The organism is Novosphingobium aeonii, from assembly GCF_052279045.1.
Lineage (GTDB): Bacteria > Pseudomonadota > Alphaproteobacteria > Sphingomonadales > Sphingomonadaceae > Novosphingobium.
Map to the genome: position 1 here is coordinate 758,024 of NZ_CP176833.1, position 21,356 is coordinate 779,379.

Sequence of the window (21,356 nt, forward strand, 5' to 3'; positions counted from 1 at the left end):
CCCTGTGCGACCCTTTCGGGATAGCTGGCCTCAGTAGCGGTACTGCAGGGTCATGCCGACCGTGCGGGGACGATAGCTCTGGTTGTAGTAGAGCGACGAGCCGATCGAGTCGTGACCGCGCGAGAGAACGTCGCTCGAATTGAGGAGGTTCTCGACGAAGACCGAAAGGTCCACGCCGCTGAACCGGGCACCGGCGCGGGCCGAGAGGTAATTGCGGGCATCCAGTTCGGTCAGGCCGGAATCGTAGCCATAGGCGCCGGAAACCGAGGTCTGGTAGGTATGGCTGGCGAAGGTGAAGTCGCTGCGCAGATAGGCATCGACGCCCTGGCCCACTTCACGCTCGTAAGTGCCGTAGAGGTGGCCGGTCCACGAAGGGCCGCCGATGTGCTGGCCGTCGGCCTTCAGCATCAGGCCGTTGCCGCCGAATACGTCATGATCATAGGTCAGATCGACATAAGCCACGTTGCCGCCCAGCGTCAGCCCCTCGACCGGCTTCACGTCGAGCGAAAGCTCCCCGCCCTTGCCGGTGGCATTGCCCAGGTTGTAGATGAACGAGAACGAACAGGTCGGCAGGCGTACGGACTGCTGGATGTTCTTCCACTTCATCAGATAGACGCTGGCGCCGAAGTTCACCTTGCCGCCGAAGAGGGAGTTCTTCGTGCCGGCTTCGTAGGACCACAGCGAGTCCGAGGTATAGGCGGTGGGGCTTTCGGTCAGGCCCAGCGTGGCAAGGTCGCCGGTGCACAGGTCGCTCAGGATCCTGGCCTGTGCGCCGCCGGGGCGGAAGCCCTTGGTCGCCGAGGCATAGACCATGTTGTTCGGCGCGATCTTGTACGAGATGCCGAACTTCGGCGTCCAGGCGCCTTCCTTCATGTTGGCGGTGGTGACGGTGCGGACGTTGCCGGTGGTGGTGCCGTCGCCGACGTTCACGAAGTCGAAGGCGACGTGGCTGTAGCGGATGGCGGCGGTGAGGGTCAGGTTCTCCATCGGCTTCACGTCGACGCTGCCGTAACCGGCGATCTGCTCATCCTTGGCATGGACGAGATTCACGTAGCTGAAGCGGCCGTCGTATTGCTGATAGCCGTTGATGAGCGTGCCGGGGATGCGCCCGGAGCCGGTGTAGTTGCTGAAGTCCTGCTTGGTGTGCGCGTAATAGACACCGGCGGTCCAGTCGATCAGCTTGTTGTCGTAGGACTGGAGCCGCGCTTCCTGGACGAAGTTCTTTTGCTTCATCGTCAGGTAGTCGTTGGTGTTGTCGAGATCCTTGTTGGAATAGACCCCGAACGGATTGCCCGTGCGCAGCACCGAGAAATAGGTGGCGTAGTTGAGCGTCTGTTCCTGCTTGCGGGCGAAGTACGAGGTGTTGGAGATCAGCTCGATGTTCGGCGCGATGTTCCAGTCCACCTTGAGCGAGGGGAGGTAGAACGTGTCATTGCTCGGTTCGAGGGAATAGACGCCGGTGTGGTAGTCGTTGTCCTTGGCCAGCCCGTAGCCTTCCCAGTAGTCGTCACGGGCATTGGCCTCGACGTGCTGGTAGTAGAAGCTCGGGGTGATGGTCAGGGTGTCGGTGGGCTTCCAGCCGAGCGATGCGCGGATGACGGTGGAGTTGCCCGAGTTCACGTCCTTCTTGATGACGGTGTCGGTGCCCTGTGCGACCTGGTCGATATAGCCGCCCGAATACTGGTACCAGCCGCTCACGCGGAAGGCGAGGTTGTCTGTGATCGGGGCGCCGAAGGCGAGGCCGGCTTCGTAGCTAGGCGCGCCTTCCTCGGTGAAGGACACTTGCGAGCGGCTGTAGATGCTCAACTTGTCGTAGTTCGGGCCAGGGGTGATGAAGCGCACCGCGCCGCCTTCGGCACTGGCGCCGAACAGCGTGCCCTGCGGTCCGTAGAGCACTTCCACGCGGTCGAGATCGAAGACCTTGGGATAGGGGTTGCCCCCGTAGTAGCCGACGTTGCGAATCTGGATCGGGGTATCGTCGATATAGATCGCGGTGGTGGCCGAACCCACGTCCGAGGCCATGCCGCGGATCGAGATGTTGCTGCCGTTATTGGCGGAAACGCCAGAGGACGGCGCGAAGTTCAGGGCAGGGGTCATTCGCGACAGGTCGTCGATGCTGCGGATGCCCTGCTGGTCCATCAGTCGCTTGTCATAGGTCGCGACCGAGATCGGCACTTCGTTGATGCTCTGCTCACGGCGCAGCGCGGTGACGACGATAGCCCCGGAATCGGAGTCGGAGCCGGTTGCCGAACGCGCGGCCTCGGCAGCTTCCTCAGCCAGCGCGGCCTGTGCCCCGCCAGCCAGCGCGATGGCGGCGCAGGACGCTGCAAGCAGCCTCAGCCGCGACGTGTGACGGGTAGTGAGCCCATTGGGATTGTTGATACGGGACATGACGCGAAACCCCTTTTCTGGTCGGAACTCTCGAATTCCCTTTCGACCCTCTCTCGCGCCACGCTTGGTCGTTTCTGTGCTCACGTGGTCCTCCACTGTCGGTTTGCCGGGTTCCCGAAGATGGTCCCGGCCTTTTGCTTGGCCGGGCTGTCCGGCACGCCGCGCCATGAAGGCAAAAATTTCCGGGCTGGACCATTGCAACTAACGAACCGACCTGTTGCCAAATCCGTGCGTTCGTCTTCCGTGTTGTCGCAAACCGAAGTCCGGACATACATTTTGGCAACGCGCAGGGTATCTCGTCCTGCCTATGGAAGATCCCATGGCTCACATCTGGAACTGCCTTTCGGGAATGCCCACATGACCGGCGAGACGTCGTCCCGCCTGCTTCGTGCCGGACGCGTGATCGCGAGCGCCGACGGCAAGGTCCTGGGGCCAACCGAGATTGAGATCGGCGCGGACGGCCGCATCGCGGCCATGCGCGCCATCCCGCCGCAGAGCCTGACGCCGGAGGAAGCCGGCGCTCTGATGATGCCAAGCCTTGCGAACGGGCACGACCATGGACGCGGGCTGAGGACGCTGGCGTTCGGCGCGGCTGACCAGTCGCTGGAAACCTGGTTGCCCGATCTTGCGCGGCAGCCGCGTGTCGACCCCTGGCTGAACGCGGCGGTGGCGCTGGGAAGGCTTGCGCAGGGCGGGGTGGGCGCCGTCAATCACTGCCACAACACGCAGGACGGCCGGGCCCTGTTGGAGGAGGCCGAAGCCGTCTCCCGCGCAGCGCGGGACGTGGGCATACGGGTGGCCTTCGGATGGCCGTTCTTCGACCGCAATCCTTGCGTTTACGGCGACCTTGCGCGGCTGGCCGGATTTCTTCCGGACGAACGCCGGCGCGCCGTGCTTGCCGCCGGGGCGGGGATGCGGGACCTGCAAACCAACCTTGCCCTGTTCGAGAAGGCAAAAGCGCTGGAGCACGAACATTTCGTGCTGCAATACCACCCGGTTGCGCCGCAATGGACCCGCCCGGAAACGCTTGCCGCGATTGCCCGCGCTTCCGCCGCGGACGGGCGCCGCATTCACATGCATCTGCTGGAAACCGAACTGCAGCGCGAATGGGCCAAGGCGCATCATCCCGGCGGGTTCCTCGCATGGCTGGACGGGCTGGGGCTCCTGAGCGATCGGCTTACCGTGGCCCATGCGGTCTGGCTCGAACCCGAAGACATCGCGCTCCTTGCCGAACGGGGGGTGACGGTCTCGATCAACATGTCCTCCAACTTGCGGCTGCGGTCGGGGGTGCCCGATCTCGCAGCGCTGCTCGATGCCGGCGTGCGCGTGGCATTCGGGCTGGACGGAATGGCGCTGGACGACGACGAGGACATGCTTCGCGAGCTTCGCCTCGCCTGGCACGTCCACGCGCGGACCTCTTCCTGCGGGCGCGGGCTCGACCCGAGCGCGGTTCTGCATGGAGCTCTGGAGGCGGGGCGCAAGTCGGTGCTGGGCAGCACGGAAGGTGCGGCCATCGCGGTGGGCGCCCCTGCCGATATCCTCGTGCTCGATTTCGCGGCGCTATCCGCGGACAACATCCTGCCCGAACCCGATACGATCTCTCTCGTCATCGGCAGGGCCCAGTCCCGGCATGTTCGATGCCTGCTGGTGGGAGGGCGCCGGATTGTCGAGAACGGGGCCTGTGTCGGTGTCGATCTCTCGGAGCTGGAACGCAGATTGACCGCGTCGGCGCGAGCGTCGCTTGCGGCATCTCCGCCGGACCTTGCGGCCATTGCGGAGATGCAGGGAGCAGTGGCGGCGTTCTACGGCTGCGGATGCCACCGGTCAGGCGGCCAAGACCCGATCTGACCGGGACTATCACGATACCCGGCGGCAGTACCTGCGCGTTCCCCGCCAAACCTTACGGGAACGCGCAGGTGCTGCCGACTATTTGACGACCACGCGGACCCGGCCGAGATTCTGGATGCGGCCGAATGCCGTCTCGCGGTCTCCCTCACGTTGGGAAATGCCGCGCAGGGCCGGGAAGTAAGTGCCCGGTTTGTCGAACTTGTGCGTGATGGTGACGGTGGCCGTCCTGAGGCCGCCTTTCACCGGAGACTGGACCGCGAAAGTGCCGGTTCCTTCGAAATCCCACTCCGCCGCGATGACGGTGCCGGTTCCGGGCGGAACCTCGATCGTGCCCCGGAAGGTCACGGTCTGTCCGGCGGCAATGTCCGCGCGCTCGCCGCCATTCGCCTTTAGAACGATGACCGGCTGGATGCCGCGGCGTGCGGCGGCCGTGGGCGGGACGATGATCTGCCCGTCGTCATAGCGGTAGCTGGTGGAGGCGGGCGGCGCGATGCCCTTTTCGACCCACAGCGCCACGTCGCGCAGGGCCTGGTTGAGCACAGGCACATAACTGACGGTATGGATCGCGTCCTCCTGCGTGTCGCTGTCGCCATGAAGGGCGTGGTCGGTGAACCACAGCCGGAAATGGTCGTCCGCCTTCGCGCCGAAGTGCTTGTCCACCCGCGCGCGGTACCAGTCGGCCGACCAGGGATAGGCTTCCCGGTCCCACAGGGATTCGACCAGGATCATCTTGCCCTCGAAATTGCCCTCGGGGACCGACCCTGCCGTCGCCTTGGTGAACAGCGGCCCGAGCAGCATCGGCCGCTGGGGATAGATCGGTTTGCCGTCGGCCCCGCGGAACTGGTCCCACACCTTGAATTCGGCTTCGGGCACCTGGTGGCGATGATAGGTTTGCGCGGCGAGGAAGTTGCTGTTGTCCACCTGGACTTCGTCGCCCGGTGCCAGCTTTGCGGCCACGGCGGGGTCGACGATACCGAAGACGGCAGTGTCCCCGTCGATGCGGCTCAGCGTCAGCCGCGCCCCTTTCGCGGCGCCCGACAGGACGATGAGGTCGCCGCCAAGGAACTGGACGGCCGGCGGCGGAGAGGACAGGCGAATGGCGACGACATATTGGGCCTCCTTGCCCTGCATCGCGGCATAGCTGTCATCGACGTTGCCGGTGGTCTTGCCGTTGGTCACGCTGGTTTCGAGCTTCTGCCGTTTTGCATCCGCGCCGGTGACAAGGGCGGCGATCGCCGCCTTGTGCTGCAGGCGATAGCCGGTGAAGCTTTCGGGATGATCGAAGCCGTAATAGCCCGGTTTGGTCCAGAAGTCCGTGAAATAGCCCGGATCCGCCATGACGACGCCGCCGTAAAGCGCGGCAAAGCCGTGGATGCCCATGGTCTTCCAACCGAACCAGGACTGAAGCGGAAAGCCCATGCGCGTCACTTCGCGCAAGGCGGCTGCCTGCTCGGCGTTCAGCCCGGCATAGGGATCGCCGCTGCCACCGGGCTCCATGGCATCCACGATCTGCGGGAACTTGCCTTCCAGCAGGCGCATGGCATGCATTCGCACGGTGAAGCTGTTGGGGATCGCCATGCTGGAACCGAGCACATGCGGGACCGCGCCGTCCCAGACGCCGCGCGTGTTCTCCATCGATCCCACGGTGCGATAGGCGCCCCCGCTGCCGCCATAGGCATAGCCGTAAGGCCGTTTGCCGCCGTACATCTGGAGCGCCACGACGCGCGAATACTGGGCCGCCGCCGCATTGGCACGGTAGGCGCCGATGGTGGGGTCCTTTGAACCGAACCCCGCCACAGCCGGTCCGCCGCCGTTGGTTTCCACGAAGTATCCGCCGCTGGAGATCGAGAAGGAGATCTTGTCATTGGCGGGCGAAGTGGGTTGCTGGGCCAGGTTCTCGTTGTCGGGCGCGGGGGTGAAGTGCTGGAAGAACCGCCCCTGATATTGCCCTTTCGGCGGGAAGTAGAAGGAGAAGCGCGTGTCGGTCCCCTTGAAGCCGCCATGGACGTAGCGATGGCGGACCGGTGCGTCCCGCCATTCGTCGATATCGATATAGGGCTGCGCGAAGACCGGATCGGGGATCGGCGCGCTTGCGGGCGTGGTTTCGGTACCGGCGGGCGATCCCTGTGCCATCGTCCCTCCTGCCATTCCCCCTGCGAGCAGGGTCGAGGTCAGGGCAAGCCTGACGAATTTGCCGGTGATGCCGCTATTCTTGCGCGCGCGTTTCATGCCGCAGGTTCCGTATGCTCGTGAGGAAAGGGTGCCGCCGCCGCCCCGGAGAGCGGGCGGCGACGGGGAGACGGCCGATCAGAACTTCTTGCTGATGCCGAACTGGAACACGCGGCCGATGCTGGTGACGGCGTAGCCGTCCAGCGAGTTCAGCGAACCGTTGTAGACCGGCGGGTCCTTGTCGAAGAGGTTGTCCACGTTGAAGGTCAGCGACAGGTCCTTCATCGCGCCGCTGCCCTTGAAATCGTATTGGGCGAACATGTTGATGGTGTCGAAAGCCTTGACCTTAGACTGGTTGAGGTTCGATGCCAGCGGCGCGACGTTCCAGCCGCCGAGGTGGCGCCAGGTGGCCTGTGCGCGCAAGTTGCCGAATGCGGCGCCGAGCGTGGTGGACAGGATGAAGCGGGTCTGCGCCTTCACCGTATCGACGAAGCCCGCACCGGCGACGGCCTGCTCCTTGCGGTTCAGCACGTAGTTGCCGTTGATCTGCGTATAGACCGAGCCGAAGCCGGTCGGCTGGTCGTAGGCGAGCGAGAAGTCCAGGCCGTCGGTATTGACCGCGGCGAGGTTGGTGCGCCTGCCATCCGCAATCGAATAGACCTGTCCGGGAACCACGGTGTAGGGCGAAACCGCCGCGAGCCCGTCCGGCACTTGCGACGCCAGCGCGTTCACCTGCGCGATCGTCGGGTTCATGACGTAGTTGTTGGTGAACAGGCTGTAGAAGGTGGACGGGTTGAACACCGGCGGAATGTCGATCAGGTCCTTGAACCGGATGTTGTAGTAATTGAGCGTGGCGAGGAACCCCGGCAATGAAGGGGGTGCGATGTCGAAGCCGAGCGACCAGGTCGTGGCCTTCTGCGGCTTCAGGTCGTTGCCGCCGCCGCCGAGGAAGATCTGTGCCTGCCCGGGCTGGGGGGCGACATTCGGATTGGCGAACAGGATGAACGGGAAGGCGAAGATCGTGGCCGGGGCGGCGTCGGCGCCGTCCGCAAGGCTGGGTGCCTGGAAGGACTTGCCCCAGGTGCCGCGCAGCTTCAGGCCGTCGAACGGCTCGTAAGTCACGCCGAACTTCGGATTGAAGGTGCCGCCGAAGTCGCTGTAGTGATCGTAGCGGCCCGATGCCGACAGGCTCAGCGAATAGAAGCCTCCTGTGCGGTTTTGCTGACCGAAGACGGGCACCTGTACTTCGCCGAAAAGCGCGGCGATGCGGCGGCTTGCGGTGTTGAAGGGCATATCGTCCACCGCGCTGGCGCTGACGGTGCCGTCGATCCGGGACTGATACTTCTCATAGCTGTATTCACCGCCCGCCGCGATCTTCACGTCCCCGCCGGGCAGATGCGCCAGGCTGCCGTCGACGACAACGCGCGTGTTCAGCATCTCGTTCTTGCCCAGACCATAGTCGAGGAAATTCGAGATCAGCGGCAGGACGGCGGCATTGGCCGGGTTCGACAGGTTGTAGGGATCGAAGTTGCCGGTGAGGACGAGCGTGGAGAGGGTGCCGTCGTCGATCTTCTCGTTGGCGACTTCTGACCGGCCGCGGCCGTAGTTCCCCAGCCAGCGCAGTTGCCAGCCGCTGCCGAGATCGGCGGTGAGGGTGGGGGTGACGCCCCAGGTCTCAAGCCTGGTGCTCTGCCGGGTATGCTCGCCCAGCAGCGAGGAGAAGTCCATCGAAACGGACTGGGCCTGGAAGCTGTTGGCATCGCCGGTGTTGCGATAATAGGGGTTGAACACAGTGCCGGGAACGAATGGATTGATCGGCGCGATGGTGGCCGTTGCGGTAACGGGGCCACCGTCGCCCTTGTTCACGCGGTTCATGTAGAATGCGCGCACGTCGAAGGTGACCGGGCCGCCGTCATCGAACGAAAGGCCGGTGAATACCGAGTGGCGTCGTTCGCTGGGATAGAAGGTGCGGTTGTCGCTGACGTCGCAGCGGTTGCCGGAACCGGCTGTCAGCCCCGGCAGCGCATAGACCGTGGATCCGATAGAGACGTTGCCGGCCCCGCAGGTCAGGTCGAACGGCAGGCCGGAGGTATAGTCCAGCCGGCGAACGTAATCTCGGTCCCGGCCATAGAGCGAATCGTGCCAAGCGTAGTTGTAGCTTGCATAGACGGACAGCGCGTCCCAGGTCTTGCCGACCGTGACGTCGGCATTGACCGACTGATAGTCGTCCGCAACGCCGTAGCGTCCCCTGGCTTCGATGCCGTCGAAACGCTTGCGCGTGATGAAGTTTATGACGCCGCCGACAGCATCCGCCCCGTAGATCGAGGAGCCGCCGTCGAGCACGATCTCCACGCGCTCGATCGCGCCGGGCGCGATGGCGTCGGGATCGGGAACGGTCTGGCGAACGCCCATGCCGGGAAGGCGGTGTCCATCGACCAGCACCAGCGTTGACGAACCGCCGCCGGATGCTCCCGGCAGGTTGCGCAGGTTCGGGCGGTTGATGGTGATCTGGCTCGAACTCACGGCCGACACGATGGGCGCGGCATTGAACGACGCGGTTTGCGGCACGCTGGCAAGCAGCTGCGCGGTGGAATTGGCGCCCACGGCGGTGATCGCCTGGGCATTGAGCGAAACCGTTTCCGAACCTGCCGGCGCGACGCCGCGCAGCAGGGTGCCGGTAACGATGATTTCCTGGATTTCCTTATCGCTCAGCGGCGGCGGGCTTTCCTGATCAGGAACGGCCTGCGCCATCGCGGCGATCGGTGTGAGTGCAATTATCGAGACGCCGAACAGCGCACACTGACGGACGGATCCGCAAGTCCTTTTCATACCCTCTCCCCTGTGCGGCACCTGCGGATTTTTCCGGGTTGCCGGTCTTGTTTTCCGCCGCTTCTGCTGTTGGCTATGAGGCTGTCGCAAGCGCCGGAGCACTAGGATTGGCAGATTCGCGGTCGCTTGTCTCGGGAAAAATTTAGAGGCTAAAATAAATCGGGGCCGCGCGGTGTTGCGGATACCGGGGAATTGGCCGATGGGAAGATCATGCGTCTATCGGATCAGGAATATAATCGCCTTCTGCTGCTCAAGAAGGTGCGGACGAGCGAGCCGGTTGCCCGGATCGATCTTGTCGGGCTGACCGGGCTGACGGGGGGGACGATCACGGCGATCACCGCCGATCTTGTGAAACGCGGCATCGTGATCGAGGAGAAGGTGGCCTCCAGTGCCCCGGGGCGGCCCCGGGTCAACCTGCGGATCAATCCGACCGGCAAGTACGTCATCGGCATCAATGCGACAGGTGACGGGCAGGCCGTGGCCGAGATCGTCAATCTGAGGGGCGAAAGCCTTGGCGTAGCAACGGCTGAATTAAAGCCGGCGACGCGGATCGAGGATCTCGCGCAGCAGTTCGTGGCGGCGCTGGAAGACGCCATTGCCGGCTGGCCGGTGAAGCGGGAGGAGATTTTCCGGATCGGAGTCGGGCTTCCCGGCATCGTCGACAGCCGTACCGGCATCGTCGAGCAGATCATCACGTTCGAGCCCGGCCCGTGCAACTTCGGGGACATCGTCTCGGGCGCGCTCGGGATTCCGACGCTGGTGGACAATAACATCAACCTGCTTGCCCGTGCGGAGCATTGGTACGGTGCAGGTGCCCATGCCGACGATTTCACCCTCATCAATGTCGATCTTGCCATCGGCGCGGCGCTTTACCGAGGCGGGCAGCTAATCAGCGGCGCGCACGGGATCGCTTCGGAATTCGGGCACACCAAGATCATGCCCGACATCGGCCGCCCTTGTTTCTGCGGCGCCAACGGCTGCCTGCAGGCCTATTGCTCGATCCATTCGATCATCGAGCAGTCCTGTGAGCGACTGGGGCGGCAGATGCCGTCACACGAGGTCATGAACCCCTGTTTCGATGGATTGATGGCAGAATATGCCGCTGCCGAGATCGACATCCGGACGGTGCTGGAACAGGCCAGCCACTATCTCGGCATAGCCGTGGCCAATCATATCACCATGCAGGACCCCGAGGCGGTCATCATCATCGGGCCGCCCGTTGCACGGATGGATGAGCTGCGCGGTGCCTTCTTCACGGCTCTCGAACAGAACACCTTCCCCGCTTTGCGCCGGCGGACCAGACTCTACTTCAAGGCGCGGGATCAGGGCGCCTATGCGCGCGGCGCTGCGGCGATGGTGCTGGAGCATGTCTACGCCGCATCGTGAATTTCACGGTTTGGCGGGGAGTAGGTAGATGAGGAGAGCCGGGTCATCCTCCTCATCTACCCAGTCGAGCGCTTGCAGGCTGTTGCTTTCGGGTCGGCCTTAGCCGACGAAACGCCAGCGGATCGTCTCTCCGGCATGGAAGGGAACGAGGGTGATGTCGCCGTCGACGATCGTTTCCGCCACGGCCACGTCCTCGCGCTTCAGCGTTACCGTGCCCTCGTTCAGGGGCAGGCCGTAGAAATTGGGTCCGTGTTCGGAGGCGAACCCTTCCAGCCGGTCAAGCACGCCTTCCTCGTCGAAGACCTGCGCGTAGCTTTCCAGGGCGAACGGCGCATTGAAGATGCCGGCGCATCCGCAAGAGGATTCCTTGCGGCCGATGGCGTGCGGCGCGCTGTCCGTACCGAGGAAGAACTTGGGCGACCCCGAAACCGCCGCCTTGCGAACGGCGAGACGGTGCCGTTCCCGCTTGGCAACGGGCAGGCAATAGGCGTGCGGACGAATGCCGCCATCGAAAATCGCGTTGCGGTTGATGATGAGGTGCTGCGGCGTGATCGTTGCGGCGATCCGGGGGCCGCTTTCAGCCACGAACTCTGCGGCGTCGGCTGTGGTGATATGCTCCAGAACGATCTTGAGCGCCGGGAAATCTCGGACCAGCGGCGCGAGGACGCGTTCGATGAACACAGCTTCGCGATCGAAGATGTCGACATCGCGATCGGTTACTTCGCCGTGGATCAGCAGCGGCATCCCGATCCGCTGCATCGTTTCCAGCAGCCCGGTGAGCTTGCGGATATCGGTGACGCCGTGGGCGGAGTTGGTGGTGGCATGGGCGGGATAGAGCTTGCAGGCAGCGAACACGCCCTGTTCGTAGCCGCGCTCGATTTCCGCCGGATCGGCATCGTCCGTCAGGTAGCAGACCATCAGCGGGGTGAAGTCCGTCCCGGCCGGCAGGGCGGCGATTATCCGCTCCCGGTACGCCTGCGCCGAGGCCACGCTGATGACAGGCGGCGTCAGGTTCGGCATGACGATGGCGCGCGCAAACTGGCGCGCGGTATAACCGACGACTGCGTTCAGCATCTCGCCATCGCGGAGATGCACATGCCAGTCGTCGGGGCGGCGGATCGTTATCTGCGATGTCATGAGGCCGCTCTAGCCCACCTCGATGGCTGTCGTCGATGCCGGATTCGGAACATTTCCGCTGCAACGATCGGTGCGTGCTGTCGGTTCGAAAGTTACCCGATGAACATCCCCCCGTTTACTGCGAGCACTTGCCCGGTGACGTAGCCGGCGCCGTCGGATGCGAGGTATTCGCAGGCCGCCGCGATATCTTCCGGGGTTCCGGGGCGTGGAATCGGAATGTGCTGGGCAATCACGTCAAGCGGCGGGAATGTCCCCGCGGCGATTCCCGCTTCTGCCATCGGCGTTGCGACGACCGATGGAGGGATGGTGTTGACGGTGATTCCCTGGCCCGCAAATTCGCGGGCCAGTGCGCGCGTCAATCCGATCACTCCGGCTTTCGCAGCGGAGTAATGCGCACGATCCGCCGCACCGGACTGGGCGGCCTGCGACGAGATCGTGATGATCCGGCCCCATCCTGCCGCGACCATGTCGGGCAGCGCGGCCTGTACCGTATGGAAAACGCCGGTCAGGTTGATGTCGATCATGCGCTGCCAGGTTTCCACGGTTACGTCCTGGAAGCGGATGCCCTCGGATATGCCGGCATTGGCGACCACGATGGCGATGGGGCCCAGTTCCTCGCGCACGGCGGCATAAGCGGTTTCGATGCTATTCCGGTCGGAAACGTCGACCTTGCGGGCAAGGATCGCCGCACCTTCCGAGCGCAGCGCGGCGCTTTCCCGGTCCAGCGCGTCCTGCTGGATGTCCAGCATCGCGACGGGGTGCCCGTTGCGGGCGAACAGGCGCGACACGCCCAATCCGATGCCCGAAGCTCCGCCGGTGACGACGACGACACGATCATGGCTGCTCATTTAGCTCTCTCTCTCCCATCCGTTTCGTTCCGCCGCGCGGTCGCCGCCGAGCTTCCTGGCCCGAGCGCGCTGCGTATGGATCGCTAGTTTATGCGATATCGTGGCGCACAACTTGCGTGATGTCCAGCCCACCGATAGGCATGGAGCGCGCGATTCGGATCGCGTGATAAAATTGGAATGGGAGAAAGAGAGTGCCAGTGCCGGACGTTTCCAACCGCTCGATCAATGAACTGATTTCCCTTGCGGGCAGGAGCGCGGTCGTGACCGGGGCGGCCTGGGGACTGGGAAAGGCAACCGCGAGGCGGCTGGCCGAGGCGGGGGCGGCCGTGCTCATCGCCGACATCGACGAGCAGGCGGCCGCTGCCACAGCCGGGGAACTGTCGGAACGCTATTCGGCCGACGTCTCGTTCGCCTGTCTGGATGCGGCCGATAGCGGTTCGATCGCCGCCGTGGCCGATCTTGCGGAGAGCCGGTTCGGCAAGCTGGATATATGGGTCAACAATGCGGGCATTCCTTCGTTCACGCCTTTGCTCGATCTCGATGACGCGGAATTCGACAATGTGCTGGCGATCAATCTTCGCGGATCGTTCGTGGGCGCGCGGGAAGCCGCGCGCCGGATGATCGCGCGCGGACAGGGCGGGGTGATCGTGAACGTGGCGTCCCTTGCCGGTGTCATTGGTATTTCCGAAGGCCAGGCGGCCTATTGCTCGTCCAAGCATGGCGTCGTCGGCCTCACCCGCCAGTTGTCCATCGAACTCGGCGCGCACGGCATCCGGGTTCTGGGGGTGGCTCCGGGCTTCTCTCTTACGGAAAAGACGATGTTCATCGCCGATTGGGATGAGGCAACGATCAGGAACTGCCCCATTCCGGGTATCGGGGCCAGCCGACTCGGCCGCGTGGGTGTGGCCGACGATATCGCCCGCGCCATCCTGTTCTGCGCGTCAGACCTTGCCGCATTCATGACCGGCAGCACGCTCCTGCTCGACGGCGGCGTCGCCGCCTGAGCATTCGCCGCGATCCGCCGGCCCGGCGGCAACCTTCTGGAGGCTGGCGCCGGGACGGACGGGATCAGAGCAGTTCGACGAGCGCGAGACCTTCCGGCGGGAGGTCCAGGGCGAGGGTTCCGTCACTGTCGAGGCGGCGGCGTTCGATCACGGGTAGAGAGGCCTTGCGCAATTGCGCAACCTGATCGCGCGAAGGATACTGCGGTGAACCCATCGCTCGCCAGGCCGGCATGGGCGAGCCGCGCTCCCAGTCCACATAGCGGACTTCCGCGGTTTTACGGCCGCCGATACCGTCGAAGGCAAGCGTTATGCGCTTTGGCTCGCCCTTGATCCTGCGTTCTGCGGTCATGCCTGGAATGCCGCCGGGTTGATCCACTTCCGCCAGGTTCCACACCAGCACGGAAACACGTCCGTCCTTCCCGCGCGAAGCCAGTGCCGGGCCCTGGGCGGAGAGCCGCTCGGTGCCGAGGCGGTGCAGCAGGCGATAAGTGTTGAACGAAGGCTTGGCGATGCCGTCGATCATCATGCTCCAGCCCATCGAGCCTTCCTTCAGCATGTAGTCGTCCACGCCCAGTTCCTCGTACATGCCGCTGAGCGTCCACTGCGACATCCCTGCACAATGCGCCATGCCCTGAGCGATGACGTGGGCGATCATGGCCGGGCTGTCCGACGACCATTCGGAAAGCCACAAGGGCTTGCCCGCGAGTGGACCCGCGTCGATGGTCCGGCGTGCATTGCCGAGCGCATCGGGGATCACGTCGTTGACGTTGCGCCGGGGCGCGTCCTTGCCGAAGACGTCGTTCTGGTCGTCACCGGCGTAGACGTGGGTGGCGAAGAAATCGACCGGCGCGTTGTTCGCCGCGCACCATTGCGCGAAATCCCCGATCCAAGCCGTTTTCGACGTTGCCGGTCCTCCTACCTGAATGCGCGGATCGACCGACTTGATGGCGACCGCGGCGGCCTTGTACATATCGAAGTAGCGCTGCTTGTCCGCTGTCCAGAAGAACGCGAGATTGGGCTCGTTCCACACCTCGAACGGCCAGGTGCGCACGGTTTCTATGCCGTAACGGTCCACCATCGCGGCGGTGAACGACTTCAGGAAGCGGGCGAATTCCGCGTCGGAAGTCGGCGGGGTGATGTTCCCGCCGTAGAAACCGAATTGGGTTTTGCCGGAGGCCAGTTTCCCCGGCATGAAGCTCAGTTCGACATAAGGGCTGATGCCGATGTCGAGCATGCCGTCGTAGACCCGGTGTACATTCAGCCAGTTCGGCCCGCCGTTGCGGCGCATTTCCAGGATGCTCTTGCCGAATACGCCGAGCTCGTCATTGAAGATGCCGTGGAAGCGGGCGCGTTTGAAGCCCGCTTCGGCCCGGCCGATCCGCATGTCCTGCCGCCATTCCTCGCGCATGGTGATCGCGGCGCGGTCCGATCCTACCGATTCTTCCCACACGTGGGGCAGCGGCCCGGTTACGGCGCGGGTGTCCACTCGAACGGTCTGGACCGCCATATCGGCCGCGCGGACGCCCCTTGCGGAAAGGGCCGCCGCCGCGGCACCGGATGCCAGGAATGTACGTCGATCAAACATGCTTCTCTCCACAATATTGTCGGATGCGCGGAAGGATCAGTGCGCCATTTCTATTTCGAAAATCGAGCTTGAGCCGGCGAGCTGTGACCGTGACGGGTAAGCTGCGGGTTACTTCCGCGAGCAGGGCGCCCGCTTCTTTCAGCAGGTCGGTGGTGATCGCCAGACCGGAGCCAGCGGCTGGGACGCTCGACGGAAGGACGTGCAGAGCCGGGCACGGCAAGCGCGGCTTCCATAGCGATCGAAGCGACAAGTCGCCGGCCGTTTGCCATTGTCATCTCCCATAATGTCGTGCGGCCATTTTTTTGGCCTTCACGTTTTCTGTTTATTGGTCTGACCAGTGATTGTTACCGTGTTTCTGACCCTGACACACGTTTTCTTCCCGGCGATGCTTTTAAAGCTGCATTGCGGTCCATGTTGACGTTGCCGGAATTCTTCAACGGGAAGCCGAGCAGCCGGATTGGACCGATCAATCCCGAGCGGCGCAAGGGCGCGTCTTTCCGGTAGGTGGGCGTCGCGGTCCATGTCACCTTGTCCGCTCCCGGCTGCGCATCGCCGATGAGGCGATTGACCCAGAGGTTGGCGACGCGGACTTGCACGCGGTTCCTGCCCGGTTTCATGAACGCGCCGATGTCGACGCGGTAAGGCGCATGCCAGGCGTGGCCGGCAATGCGGCCATTGATGCTGACTTCCGCGATCTCCCGCGCTTCTCCCAGATCGAGCTGGAGAGGCTGGCCTGCCTTCCAGCCGCGCGGCGTATCTATCTCGCGCGAGTATGTGGCCACGCCGGAAAAGTAGCGGATCGCCGGATCGTCGTTTTCGTCCAGCGGCGCCAGCGCCATGCGCACGCTTGCGGGCGCGCCGCGGCCGGGTTCGAACGCGACATTCCAGAGGCCCGGAACCGTCGCCAGCGGGACGGGATCGCGGGATGGCGCGGATTGCTGGCGTGCCGGGGTTTCCTTGCGAAACACCACGTTCACGGATTCGTCGGCCTGAAAGGTCAGGGGGATGATCGTGATGCCGTCCCGGATAGTGAAGCTGACGGATTCGGATCGGCCGGTCTCCGCATGCCACAACTCGGGTATCCTGCCGGCGATCCTGAACCGGGCTTCGATCGTCTCGGTTCGGTCCTTCTGATTGGAAATGAAGTAGATGTCGGCCTCCTGCGACTGTCGGTGCACGAACGGCAGATGGCTGTCGGCCTGCGCGCCGGTGTAGGAAAAGTCGGGCCTGACGCCGATATCGGTCAGGACGGAAGCGAGATCGTTAGTGTTAAACACGCGGCCTTGCCCGACGGCGGTGTCGGGCCGGCCCGGCCAGAGCTTGCCGAGCAGGCCAGCGTATAGGTCTTTGTCCGTTTCCAGCCCCGGGTCGCCGATCGGCCGCCGGCCCACCACGATCGCGCCTTGTTCTGCCAGGGAAGCGACCCTGCGCAGCACGGCAAGGCTCATCCGGCTGGAAGAACCGCCGAGATAGAGCACGCGGTAACGTGCGCCGCCGATGCTGGCGAGTTCGCCGCGATCGACTTTCAGGGCTTCCACGAGCGCATCGGCATTCACGAAGTCGAACGCATGGCCTGCGGGAATGCCGGTAGCTTGCCCATTTCCGAAAAGGGATGTGAGGGGCGCTTCCTCGCCGTGGAAATAGGCGACATCGGCAACGTTCCTTCCCTGCTGCAGCATCAGCGCGTTGCGTGCGATGTAATCCATCCACGGCCGCGCGAGTTCGCCCCATGCTTCGTTGCGATTGAAATCCTGCCCGAAGATCGAAAGGCGCAGTCCCGGCTTGCGGTCTTCCACCGGCACATGAACCGAGGTGTGGATGACCGGCCGGTTGATGCCGCTTGCGAATTCCAGGTCGATCATGCGCTTGAGATCGGCCGGACCATAGGACCACGGCGAGAGCATGGACGTCAGTGATTCCGCCGCCACGAATGTCCTGCCATAGATATGAGCGACCGATGCCGCGCCCTTCATGTCGGCTAGATAGGTGGGCTTGGGTCCTCCTGCGCGAGGGAAGGCCCACATTGCGGCCATGGGAATATCGGCGAATTTGCGCATGGCCATGTCGTCGCCCAGCATGGGGCGGTGGTCCTCCAGAGCTTCGCCGTAGACGATCATGCCGTGTTCGTGGGCTGACCGGGCGATCGTACCGTAATGCTCGCTGGCGAGCAGTTCCGCCAAAGTCCGGCGGAAGTCATGGAGGAAGCGGTCGCTCCGGCTTCGCGATCCGACGATCCTGCCGGTGAGGGCCGGCATCCAGGGAACCGGATCGTATCCGCGCAGGCGCCGGAACCGGTCGATCATGCCGGGCGTCCAGTTCGACGCGCCCACTTCGATGCTGTCGGTCAGGATGGCCCGGATCCCTTTTTCGCCCATCAGATCCTGGCCGGCCGCGTCGCGATAGGTTTCAAGGTAGTGATCCATGTAGCGCTGCACCGCTCCGGCGTCGTACTTGTCCACCTCGAGCCCGGTGGCCTCCAGCGGCGCCGGGTGGTTCATGGTGCCGACGAGCGAATAGCCGAACCGCATGATCCGCCACCGCCCCTTTGGCGGCAGCCAGTCCAGCGTGCCGTCGGGGCGGAGGCGCGCTGTCACGTCGATCACATCGGTCGGGGGCGTTCCCGGTGTGTCGATGAGTCCGTGGTCGAGATCGTAGTAGTCCGGCACGACGTCGAACCCGGCCTTGGCTTCGGCGCGATTGATGCGATCGGTTTCGGAAAGGACGAATTCGGCAATGCGGATGGTCTTCGCCTGCCCGGTGCCGGAAAACCCTGCCGCCAGAGCGGAAAGATCGACGCCTGCGGGTGGCGGCGCGATGTTGGGCAGGCTGCTGACTTCCTCGAACACGGCGCGGAACCGGCTTGCCTTCACGGGCGGGAAGGCCATGGTCGTGGGCACGCGCGAAAGCGGTATTTCGGATACTGCCGTCCACGTCCCACCGGTCGTTTCGGCTTCCAGTCTGGCCTTGAGGTTGGCGCCGACGAATTTGCCGGAACCGCCGGGCACGAAGAGCGTCATGGACCGGACCGTGGTTGGCCGGGCGTAGTCCAGTTCCAGGACCGATGGGCCTTTCGCCGCCTTGGCGAGGTCAACCGCGGATTCGAGATCGCCGTCCGCCAGGGCGGCTCCGTCAATCTTCTGCCCGGGGCCGTCCCTGTAGGATACGGGCGCCGGCACCTCGTTTACGGCGGCTGGAAAAGCCAGCACGGCGACATCGCGGTAGAAGGGCTGCGGAACTTCGGGCGCCTTCTCGTTAATGGTTGAGTTCGTTCCCGACTTTGCCGCGATCGACTGGAAGGGCCCGGTTATAGCAGGCGGCGCGGGGAGCGCCCGCGAGAACGGTTTTCCGCCTTCGATAGTCACCTCGCTCCAGACCAGTTTCTTCATGCCATCGGCGGGCGGCACCCATGGCCCGCCGGTTTCGGACCATCCCGGCGAAGAGGCGATGGCCAGTTCGATGCCGAGCCGGTCAGCTTCCCGAGCGGCGGCCCTGAACGCCGATTTCCAGGCGGGCGTCATGTAGACCAGTCTCTGGTCGACGATCTGCGGGCTCTGCAGATTGACATCGAAGGACTGTGCACCGCCGATACCGGCGCGCTTCATCCAGGCAAGATCCCTGAGGAGTCCGTCCTGCGTGATATTGCCGTTGATCCAGTGCCACCAGACGCGCGGCCGCGCTTCCATGGGAGGATCGTTGAAGGCGGCTTCGAGACCCCGTGCTTCCGCGGGCTGGGCGGGATCTGCTCCATCGGCAAGCGCGGGGGCCGAGCAGATGGCGGCCGAGAGTAACAGAAACTGCTTCAACACTTTGGCATAAAAACGAAAATTCCCTGCTGCCATGTCTCTGCCCGTTCCTGCATCGTTGCGCGAAAAATGCCTGGCCGGAACAGGCCCTTGCGTACTGTCTCCGGCGCCATGTATTTTGTGCGATACAGTATCGCGTATTAATGGATTGAAGCGCTGTCAAGCCAGTGACGCGGTTCGGCCGGCTGATGCCGCCGCATGCCCCCTTCCCATCCTCGTTCGGGCTTGACGCATAAGCGGCGTCAGGTTTATGCGCCACTGTATCGCGTAAAAACGAAATCCGGTTTGAAGCCGGTGGGGCCGCGGTGCAGGAGAGGGCTGGAAAATGACGACGATTATCGTTGTGGGCGCGTCCGGAGAGGAAAGAGCCCTGGAGGCGAGGCCGGGGCAAACCGTCATGGAAATCATCCGGGATGCCGGGTTCGATGAACTGCTGGCGCTGTGCGGGGGCTGTTGCTCCTGCGCGACCTGCCACGTCCATGTCGAACATGTGCAGGGGACGAAGGCCCTCGATCCCATGAGCGATGATGAAAGCGATCTGCTGGATTCGTCGAGCCACCGGAATGAGCGCTCGCGCCTCTCGTGTCAGTTGCAGGTCACCGATGCGCTCGATGGCCTGCGCGTGAGGATCGCCCCCGAAGACTGAAACACCGAAACACTCGCTTGCCGGGCAACGCACCCGCGCAAGGAACAGGAGCAGGATAGATGACTGAACTGGCCGATCGGGACTATTTCACCGACCATGAAATCCTTGTCGATCCCTACGCCTATTTCGAGGCCGTGCGCGGGAAGGGCGGGATCTACAGACCCAAGGGCAAGGATTACCTGATCGTCACGGGGTTCGAGGAGACCCTCGAAATCATGCGCAATTCCGAGGATTTCTCGGCGATCATCGGGCTTCAGGGCGCCTCGGCGCCCTTGCCGTTCACACCCCGGGGCTGCGATATCACCGCCGAGATCGAGGCGCACCGCGAGGCTTTCCACGGCGGCGACCTGCTCGTCAACCTGGACGACAATGCCCATCTTCAGTTGCGGTCGCTGGTCAACCGCCTGTTCACGCCTTCGCGCCTGAAGGCGAACGAGGCATTCATCCAGGCCTTCTCCGACGAACTGGCGCGCGATGCGGTGGCGAACGGCAGTGTCGAACTGGTCCGGGCGATCGCGACCCCGTTCGTCACGCTGGTCATTGCCGATCTTCTGGGTATCCCCGCCGAGGATCGCCAGCGCTTCATCGAGATCATCGAGAACGCGCCGCCCCCCGGAAATCTGGACGGCGAACTCGATCTTGACGCCGAGGACCATCCTTTCGTGATCATGGGCGGCTACTTCGCCCAATACGTTTCCGATCGCCGCGCCAATCCGACCGAGGACATCCTTTCCGAGCTGGCGAACGCCCGTTACCCCGATGGGACTCTTCCGGAAGAGATGGCCATCGTCAAACTGGGCATGTTCATGTTCGGGGCGGGGCAGGACACCAGCGCCAAGCTGCTGGGCAATGCGATGCGCTTCATAGTCGATCAGCCCGGCCTTCAGGACCGGCTCCGTGCCGACCCCGCGCTGATCCCGGCCCTGATCGAGGAAGTGCTGCGGCTGGAAGGATCCACCAAGCAGACCGCGCGCCTGGCGCGCAAGGACACGAAGATCGGCGATCTCGAGGTTCCTGCCGGAACGAAGATCATGCTGGCGATCGCGGCGGCCAATCGCGATCCGGCGCGTTGGGAAGATCCCCAGGAATTCAGGCTAAATCGCCCGAAGATCAGGGAGCATGTCGCATTCGGGCGGAGCGCGCATACCTGTGCGGGCGCTCCACTGGCGCGTGTCGAGGTGCGGATCATTCTCGAGAAGCTGCTCAGGTACACGTCGGATATCGACCTCGATCCCGCGGTTCATGGGCCGCGCGGTGCGCGAAAGCTCGACTTCGAGCCGAGCTTCATCATTCGCGGGCTGGCGGAACTGCATCTGAAACTGACCCCGGCAGACGGCGTCGATCTCAACGCGGCGCAGCCTTCGATCCTCGGGGAGACCCCTGCGGTCGAGGCGTCGCCGTCACCGGTCGCTCCGGCGGGTTACTCCACGGCCCGGACCAGACTGGCAGTGCTGCTCAAGGACGAGGCAGCCAAGGCGGTGCTCGATGCGCATTTTCCGGGGATCACGGCAGACAAGCGGATCGGCATGGCGAAATCGATGACGCTGCGCGCCATCCAGAAGTTCGCGCCCGGCCAGTTTACCAACGAAGCGCTGGATGCCGTTGACCTCGACCTGGCGGCACTGCCGACCGGCTGATGCACCGTTTCCCTTCGCCTCGCCGGACGCACGGGGCGAAGGGAATGGTCAATCCAATTTATGAAAACAGATT

Annotated in this window: 12 protein-coding genes; 5 read left to right on the forward strand and 7 right to left on the reverse strand. The window is 63.9% G+C overall.

Annotated elements, in window-relative coordinates; all coding sequences use genetic code 11:
- Positions 1-30: 30 nt before the first annotated feature.
- The gene (locus tag ACLIMP_RS18975) at positions 31-2,391 is read right to left on the reverse strand and encodes a TonB-dependent receptor (RefSeq protein WP_292635891.1); all 2,361 of its coding nucleotides are present in this window, start codon (positions 2,389-2,391) and stop codon (positions 31-33) included.
- Between the two features lie 357 nt (positions 2,392-2,748).
- Here ACLIMP_RS18975 and ACLIMP_RS18980 point away from each other — a divergent pair, with 357 nt between their 5' ends.
- Complete coding sequence (locus tag ACLIMP_RS18980; protein WP_443478823.1) at positions 2,749-4,239, forward strand: amidohydrolase family protein; 1,491 nt, start codon at positions 2,749-2,751, stop codon at positions 4,237-4,239.
- Positions 4,240-4,317: 78 nt separating this feature from the next.
- On the opposite strand, the gene ACLIMP_RS18985 is transcribed toward ACLIMP_RS18980, so the two are convergent.
- Positions 4,318-6,468, reverse strand: coding sequence for a hypothetical protein (locus ACLIMP_RS18985; RefSeq protein WP_443478824.1), 2,151 nt, complete (start codon positions 6,466-6,468; stop codon positions 4,318-4,320).
- Positions 6,469-6,546: 78 nt separating this feature from the next.
- The gene (locus ACLIMP_RS18990) at positions 6,547-9,237 is read right to left on the reverse strand and encodes a TonB-dependent receptor plug domain-containing protein (RefSeq protein WP_443478825.1); all 2,691 of its coding nucleotides are present in this window, start codon (positions 9,235-9,237) and stop codon (positions 6,547-6,549) included.
- A gap of 210 nt (positions 9,238-9,447) precedes the next feature.
- On the opposite strand from ACLIMP_RS18990, the gene ACLIMP_RS18995 reads away from it, so the two are divergent.
- Entirely contained in the window at positions 9,448-10,623 is a 1,176-nt protein-coding gene (locus ACLIMP_RS18995; protein ID WP_324699514.1) for an ROK family protein, read from the forward strand.
- Between the two features lie 99 nt (positions 10,624-10,722).
- Here ACLIMP_RS18995 and pyrC read toward each other — a convergent pair whose 3' ends face one another.
- Together pyrC and ACLIMP_RS19005 are read right to left on the reverse strand one after the other, a co-directional pair.
- Positions 10,723-11,760 (reverse strand): dihydroorotase, encoded by a 1,038-nt coding sequence (pyrC, locus tag ACLIMP_RS19000; RefSeq protein WP_324699515.1) that lies wholly within the window; start codon positions 11,758-11,760, stop codon positions 10,723-10,725.
- Between the two features lie 92 nt (positions 11,761-11,852).
- The gene (locus ACLIMP_RS19005) at positions 11,853-12,608 is read right to left on the reverse strand and encodes an SDR family NAD(P)-dependent oxidoreductase (RefSeq protein WP_324699516.1); all 756 of its coding nucleotides are present in this window, start codon (positions 12,606-12,608) and stop codon (positions 11,853-11,855) included.
- A gap of 191 nt (positions 12,609-12,799) precedes the next feature.
- On the opposite strand from ACLIMP_RS19005, the gene ACLIMP_RS19010 reads away from it, so the two are divergent.
- Positions 12,800-13,612 (forward strand): SDR family NAD(P)-dependent oxidoreductase, encoded by an 813-nt coding sequence (locus ACLIMP_RS19010; protein ID WP_324699517.1) that lies wholly within the window; start codon positions 12,800-12,802, stop codon positions 13,610-13,612.
- Positions 13,613-13,676: 64 nt separating this feature from the next.
- Here the strand turns inward: ACLIMP_RS19010 and ACLIMP_RS19015 are convergent, their stop codons facing one another.
- Both ACLIMP_RS19015 and ACLIMP_RS19020 read right to left on the reverse strand, forming a co-directional pair.
- Entirely contained in the window at positions 13,677-15,197 is a 1,521-nt protein-coding gene (locus ACLIMP_RS19015) for a GH39 family glycosyl hydrolase (protein WP_443478826.1), read from the reverse strand.
- 344 nt (positions 15,198-15,541) lie between these two features.
- A complete protein-coding gene (locus tag ACLIMP_RS19020; RefSeq protein WP_324699519.1) occupies positions 15,542-19,003 on the reverse strand; it encodes a glycosyl hydrolase in 3,462 nt (1,153 codons plus the stop codon).
- A 322-nt stretch (positions 19,004-19,325) separates the two neighbouring features.
- Between ACLIMP_RS19020 and ACLIMP_RS19025 the strand changes: the two genes are divergently transcribed.
- Entirely contained in the window at positions 19,326-19,646 is a 321-nt protein-coding gene (locus tag ACLIMP_RS19025; RefSeq protein WP_132468888.1) for a 2Fe-2S iron-sulfur cluster-binding protein, read from the forward strand.
- A 59-nt stretch (positions 19,647-19,705) separates the two neighbouring features.
- Positions 19,706-21,283, forward strand: coding sequence for a cytochrome P450 (locus tag ACLIMP_RS19030; protein WP_324699520.1), 1,578 nt, complete (start codon positions 19,706-19,708; stop codon positions 21,281-21,283).
- Positions 21,284-21,356 lie beyond the last annotated feature (73 nt).